At 60.4% G+C, this 5966-nt stretch carries 6 protein-coding genes; all 6 read left to right on the top strand.

Annotation, left to right across the window (positions count from 1 at the left end; genetic code table 11):
* Window positions 1-107: 107 nt before the first annotated feature.
* Window positions 108-641 carry a YbhB/YbcL family Raf kinase inhibitor-like protein gene (locus KNN17_RS21870; protein ID WP_241710983.1) on the top strand — a complete coding sequence of 178 codons (534 nt, stop codon included), beginning with the start codon at window positions 108-110 and terminating at the stop codon, window positions 639-641.
* Between the two features lie 6 nt (window positions 642-647).
* Window positions 648-1829 (top strand): FAD-dependent monooxygenase, encoded by a 1182-nt coding sequence (locus KNN17_RS21865; RefSeq protein ID WP_241710982.1) that lies wholly within the window; start codon window positions 648-650, stop codon window positions 1827-1829.
* Between the two features lie 125 nt (window positions 1830-1954).
* Window positions 1955-3352 (top strand): aldehyde dehydrogenase family protein, encoded by a 1398-nt coding sequence (locus tag KNN17_RS21860; protein ID WP_241710981.1) that lies wholly within the window; start codon window positions 1955-1957, stop codon window positions 3350-3352.
* 69 nt (window positions 3353-3421) lie between these two features.
* Window positions 3422-4315: an amidohydrolase family protein gene (locus KNN17_RS21855; RefSeq protein WP_241710980.1), complete on the top strand. Its 894-nt coding sequence runs from the start codon at window positions 3422-3424 to the stop codon at window positions 4313-4315.
* Window positions 4316-4397: 82 nt separating this feature from the next.
* On the top strand, window positions 4398-5075 hold the full coding sequence (locus tag KNN17_RS21850) for a cupin domain-containing protein (protein WP_241710979.1): 678 nt from the start codon (window positions 4398-4400) through the stop codon (window positions 5073-5075).
* Window positions 5076-5179: 104 nt separating this feature from the next.
* Window positions 5180-5966 (top strand): alpha/beta fold hydrolase (locus tag KNN17_RS21845; protein WP_241710978.1); only part of this gene is annotated, 787 nt, incomplete at its 3' end.

Below are 5966 nucleotides of genomic sequence, written 5' to 3'. Positions count from 1 at the left end.
TTCGCTTGCACTCGCCTCCAAAGTGGTATGGCAGGTGCCTGGACATTGGTGTACGCTCCATAGGGACTACCATACCAGAACTGAATTCCGGTTGATTGGAGACTTCGATGATTGCTGACGACCCATACGCGGCCGTAACCCCGACCCGAGCGATGACACTCACCAGCGACGACATTGTCGCGGGTGAGGAGAAGCCGCTGCTCTTCCGTGACCCGGCGATCGGTGGTGAGAACCTTTCGCCGCAACTTAGGTGGAGCGAATTTCCGTCCGGGACGAAGAGTTTCGCACTGACGTGCTATGACCCGGACGCGCCCACCGGCACCGGCTTCGTGCACTGGGCTGTGGCGAACATTCCCTTGGAGATAACCGAGCTCGCGCGGGGCCAGGGCTTTGACCATCGGACAATGCCGAAGGGATCGCTGACGATACCCAACGACTATCGACTGCGTAGGTATGTCGGGGCGAATCCTCCACCGGGCTCTGGGCGGCATCGGTATGTTTTCATCATCCATGCTGTTGACGTCGAACGCCTTGACATCGACCCCGAGCTCACCCCCGTTGTGCTCGGATTCAATCTTCACTTTCATACTCTGGCGCGAGGGGTTTTGAGCGCTTGGGTTGACTCGGATACCGGAAAGTAATTAATCATGGCAGCTAAGAAGCGGCACGTGCAGATAGCCGGTGCAGGATTCGTCGGGTTGACGCTGGCAACAGCCCTCGCTAGGCGAGGCTGGTCGGTAACCGTCCATGAGCAGAGCGAGAGCCTTCGTGACTTTGGGGCCGGGATTCTAATCTGGAGGAACGCCCTTGTTGCCCTCGAGCAGATCGGGGTTTCCGAGCGCATCCGGGATGGCGGTTTGTGGCCAGAGACATATGACACCGATCTGAACGGCAAGCGGGTGTCCTCGGAGCTACGGGGTTATCCCTACCGGGCTGTGGCCCGGCCGGCCTTGTATTCCTATCTTGTGGACGCGGCCCGCGAGGCCGGAGTTGAACTCTTGACCGGTTCCCGTGTAGTCGGTGCGCAGTCCGCCGGGCGCCTCTTGCGGGAGAACGGCGAGACTCTAGAGGCGGACTTGGTTGTCGGTGCCGATGGAGTCGGCTCGGCAGTGCGTAATTCGATCACGGACTTCGTCCAGGAACGCAGAAGCTATCGTGACGGGGTTGTACGTGTTCTCGTGGATCGCCCGGAAGAGTTCAAAGGCCTCGAATGGAATCGCGTCATCGACTTCTGGACCCTGGAACCCGACGCCATGAGGATCCTTTTCATACCGGTTGGTCCGGACAAGATCTATATGGGGATGATGTCCGAGACCTCAAACGAACGGGCCTCTCAGCTACCGATCGACGTCGAGACCTGGTCCGAGCGCTTCCCTCATCTCGCGCCGGTCATCAAGTTGGCCGAGCACGTTACCGGGGGGCGGCATGATTCGTACCAGACGAACCGGGTCTCCACGTGGTCTGCAGGGCGAGTCGCGATAGTGGGAGATGCCGCGAACGCGATGTGCCCCGCCTTGGGTCAAGGCGCAAGCGTCGGGATGGTGAATGCGATTGACATGGCTGCGGCGCTCGATGAATTTGACGATATCGAGGTTGCGCTGCAGGCATGGGAATCACGCCAGCGCACTTTCACGGACTTGACGCAGGAAATCAGCGGCCGAATGGCCGAGACGCGCGGAATGGCGGGTGGAAACGGGTTCTCGGAGGAGGTTCTGTGGATCGCCGGTTACGTGGCACCCGGCACGCCAGATGAACTCGTCGCTAGATATCCGGTGCCAGTCGGGATGACTGGGGCGATCAGTGCGGATCAGTCCGCGGGGCGTGGGTGACCTTTGACCAGCCGCCGATCAACGGCGCCGGCAACTCAGGGAGTACCTGCGTCCGCAGGAAGTCGTACGACAATGGGAGAGAAGTGATGGGGCAGCCTTTACTGCATTGGATTGACGGAACACCTGTGATTTCGAAGGACGGGGCAAGCAGGGCCGGGGTGAATCCCGCGACCGGAAATCCAGGCTCCACTGTGAGCCTGGGAAGTGCAATCGAGGTGGACCTCGCTATACGTGCTGCTTTCGCGGCAAGAGGCGCGTGGCGCCGGATCTCTTCCTTGGAACGCGGGCGAATCCTTCGTAGAGTCTCGGACGCAATACGCTCGAACCTCGAGGAACTGACCGAACTCGAGCGTGCCGAGACCGGAAAACCGCTTGCGCTTGCCCGTGCGGAGGTCCTCGGGGCGGCTGACTATTTCGAGTTCTACGCGGCGCTAGTGCATCTCCCGCAAGGTGATGTGCTCGACGTCCAACCCGACCTCCACGTATACACCAGTCGAGAGCCCTACGGCGTGGTAGGGGTGATTACCCCTTGGAATTTGCCATTGAACCAGGCTGCGCGTGCGTGTGCCCCTGCACTTGCAGCCGGGAACACGGTGGTGCTCAAGCCTGCCGAGGCAACCTCGGCGACGACTGCAAGGCTCGCTTCTCTTGCAACCGAGTGCGGGGTTCCCGACGGGGTTTTCAACGTCGTGCTGGGAAAGGGGAGTATTGTCGGGGCCGCGATCGTCGAGCACCCGATGGTGCGGAAGATCGCATTCACCGGATCGTTGGCGGTCGGCCAGGAGATCGGTCGCGTCGCAGCGGAGAGAGTGCTGCCTCTCACCTTGGAGCTCGGTGGGAAGTCGGCGTGCATCGTCTTCGAAGACGCCGATCTGGAACTCGCGGCATCAGAGGTCGTTCGAGCGTTCACCACGAATGCAGGGCAGAACTGTTCCTCGGGTACCCGGCTTCTCGTCCAAGAGGGCATTCACGACGCTTTGGTCGAACGAGTCGTGGATCGAGTACGGGATTTGCGGCTTGGCGACCAAATCGGGCCCATGATCACTCAGGATCAATTTGAAACTGTTGGCCGTTACTTTGAAGTTGCCGCTGCGGAGGGAGCGACCGCTCGGCATGGCGGAGACATGAGTCGCAACGTCGCCGACGCGGAGGGCTTCTTCGTTCCGGTCACCGTCTACACGGGCGTGACGAATCGAATGCGGATCGCGCGGGAGGAGATCTTTGGTCCCGTCCTCGTGGCCATTCCGTTTGCTACCGAGGAGGAAGCCATCGAGATGGCCAACGACTCCGAGTTTGGGCTCGCGGGCGGAGTGTTCACCACCGATATGAGTCGCGCGTTGCGCGTTGCCGACGCGATCGAGGCGGGGCAGGTTTATGTCAATTCATGGTCCACGCAGTCCGTGCAGATGCCCTTCGGGGGTCACAAAAACAGCGGCTACGGACGTGAGAAGGGCATTGAGGCGCTCCACAACTACTCGCATGTCAAGAGTGTGAGCGTGAACCTAGGAGCTATAACCACATGAGACAACTTCGGGCAACACTGATCAGCGTACGCCCGCCAACATCCACGACGCGAGTTACGGCGGAACATCATGATCACTGACGTCCATACCCATTTCTGGTTACCGACACATCAGACTCCGCCGTGGAGTGACACCACCGGGCGCATGTCCAAGTCATTGGCGTCCGAGGATCTCACCACGGTCACGGTGGAGAACTATCGTCGGGAACAGGCGCCAGCCTCCCAAGGCATAGTCTTCGGGTTGCAGGCTGCAGCATCCGGAATGATGGTTCCGAATGACGAAGTCGCCAAATTTGTCCGCGAACTCAAGGGCCTCTCCGTCGGGTTCATGTCCGTCGATCCTACCTCCCACAACGTTCTCGAGGAGATTGACCGTTGCTATTTCGATCTCAAGCTCAAAGGCATCAAGATCGGCCCCATCTATCAGGGTACCGGTCCTTTGGACCCGAGGGTGCTACGCGTCTTTGCCAGGGCCGAGCGCTACGGGCTCCCGGTGATGATTCATCAAGGAGCGATTTTTACGAGCGCTGGCAGGCTTGCGGATGCCCTGCCGATTCTCCTCGACGATGTAGCCATCGCCTTCCCTGACCTGCGGATCATTATCGCGCACTTGGGACACCCGTGGGTCCATCAGACCGTCACTGTGATGCGCCGGCATCCCAACATCTTCGCCGACACATCCGCACTCCCGGCGCGGCCGACGATGCTTGCGTCAGCGCTCATCGCGGCCAAGGAATATGGCGTTCTGGATCGTGTCCTGTTCGGAAGCGACTCACCTATGGTAACCGCGACGAGCGCGGTTGAAACGCTAAGGAAAGTCGTTTCCTGGACACAACGGACCGGTCTCACGTACATCGAGGATGAGGAGCTGGAGTCTCTGTTGCACAGACCGTCCTTCGAGCTTCTCGGCATCGATCTTCCCTCCTACTCCAAGCTTGACGAAAGCGAGATCTCCAATGCTTGACCAGCGGCCCAGCGAAGCCCCCGTGTTACGGGTCCTCTCGGAGGAAGCGGTGAGTTTCGGGGATCTTCCGGAGCAAGTCTCCATGGATCCGGTCATCGAAGGAGCTGAGTTCGCACGCGAGCGAATCGTATCGGATGATGCTGCCGGCTTGTGCGCCGTTTGGGCGGCGCAGCCCGGCGTCTATCCACGAGTGAAGCACCAACGAGGATCTGCCATGTACATCTTCTCGGGAGACGCCACGGTATACGACAAAGATGGGACCCCACACGAGATCCACGAGGGATCTATTCTTGTCCTGCCCTATAGATGGGAAGGACGGTGGGAGATCCACCGCACGATCAGGAAGGTATATATCCACTCCTGGCCGACGGGTGAACCCCCTTCAGTACCCGCGCTCGGTGTTTCGTTAAGTGGCATCGAAGCGTCACAAGACTCGCTGGCGGAACCGCTTCCCGTCAGCGTTCACAGAGGGGGTTTCCCGGATGCCCTCGCTCGCGTAATCACCGACGGCGTTGACGGACTGTGTGTGATAGCCAAGTTGGGAGTTGGTTCCCATCCCGTCTCTGACGGCACGCGCGCAATGAATGCGTATCTGCTGGAGGGGGAGGCCAGCCTGGATGGCCCAACAGGTCAACAGGTCGAGTTGCGAACCGGATCGGTCGCAGTCGTGCCGGCAGGCTGGGCTGGCACCTGGAACGTGAAAAGGCCGCTCCGTGCCTTCCTGTTCTTCACTCAGCCGCGGGAAGAATGGCCGGCATGACCATAAGAAAGGGAATGCCAGCGTCTACATTGGTTCGTACAGACATAAAAGTTGGAGGCGGCCTGGCGAACGTATGGATCGCCGGCCCCGAAGATGCTTGTCCGGTGATTCTGCTCCACGACGGCGCGTGGGGCGGCTCCAGCTTGGTGAGCTGGGCGGGTTGCATCGATCGGCTCGCGACACGTTTTCGAGTGATCTTGCCCGATTTTCTGGGCTTTGGCGCAAGTGACAAGCTCACCTACTTCGACCGGGCGCAGTTCGAGCCGCGCGTTACCCAGATCGAGGACGTGGTCCACGCACTCGGAATCGAAGAGCCCGTGCACGTTGTCGGTACGTCCTTCGGCGGCTCTGTGGCGCTCCGTTTAGCGGCCCAGTCAGCGATCCCGCTGCTCAGTGCCACCTCGATCGGCGGACCAGGCGGATTCGCCCGCACACCCCTTATGAACGAGGAGCTCTCCCATTGGGACGGCACACGCTACGACCTCGCCCGGGTGCTACGGCTCCTTATGGACGGAGAAGACTTTGCGGCGCAGCTCGATAGCCGCTTCAGCTCGGCATCAGTGGCCGGACACTACCGGGCAGTGGCATCCGCATCCTTGCCCATCCCCGAGGCCCTCCGGGCCCGCAGCGCCATCGAACCGGACCCATGGCCAGCGCAACTCGGTGAATGTTCGGTTCCCATCAACCTCATCAGGGGCGAGCGGGACCAACTTCTCGAACCAGACTGGGCCGACAGAATCGCGTCCATCGCGCCGCAAACCGAGATCGTGGTGATGGACGCTCTTCACAGTCCAAACTTGGACCATCCCCATGAGATCGTCGATGTTCTCGAATCGCTCTTGGCAGATCGAGGTGGCGAACCGGACAAGGCGAGCAGGGGATCCTCAGCAG

It is taken from the genome of Arthrobacter bambusae (assembly GCF_022606295.1).
Classification (GTDB): Bacteria; Actinomycetota; Actinomycetes; order Actinomycetales; family Micrococcaceae; genus Arthrobacter; species Arthrobacter bambusae_A.
The sequence above is the reverse complement of the archived record's forward strand: the minus strand, read 5'-3'. Positions and strand labels throughout refer to the sequence as shown.

Bases quoted from the DNA above. Each gene is read 5' to 3' on its own strand.
- KNN17_RS21870 (WP_241710983.1), top strand. From the start codon at position 108: ATGATTGCTGACGACCCATACGCGGCCGTAACCCCGACCCGAGCGATG.
- KNN17_RS21865 (WP_241710982.1), top strand. From the start codon at position 648: ATGGCAGCTAAGAAGCGGCACGTGCAGATAGCCGGTGCAGGATTCGTC.
- KNN17_RS21855 (WP_241710980.1), top strand. From the start codon at position 3,422: ATGATCACTGACGTCCATACCCATTTCTGGTTACCGACACATCAGACT.
- KNN17_RS21850 (WP_241710979.1), top strand. From the start codon at position 4,398: ATGGATCCGGTCATCGAAGGAGCTGAGTTCGCACGCGAGCGAATCGTA.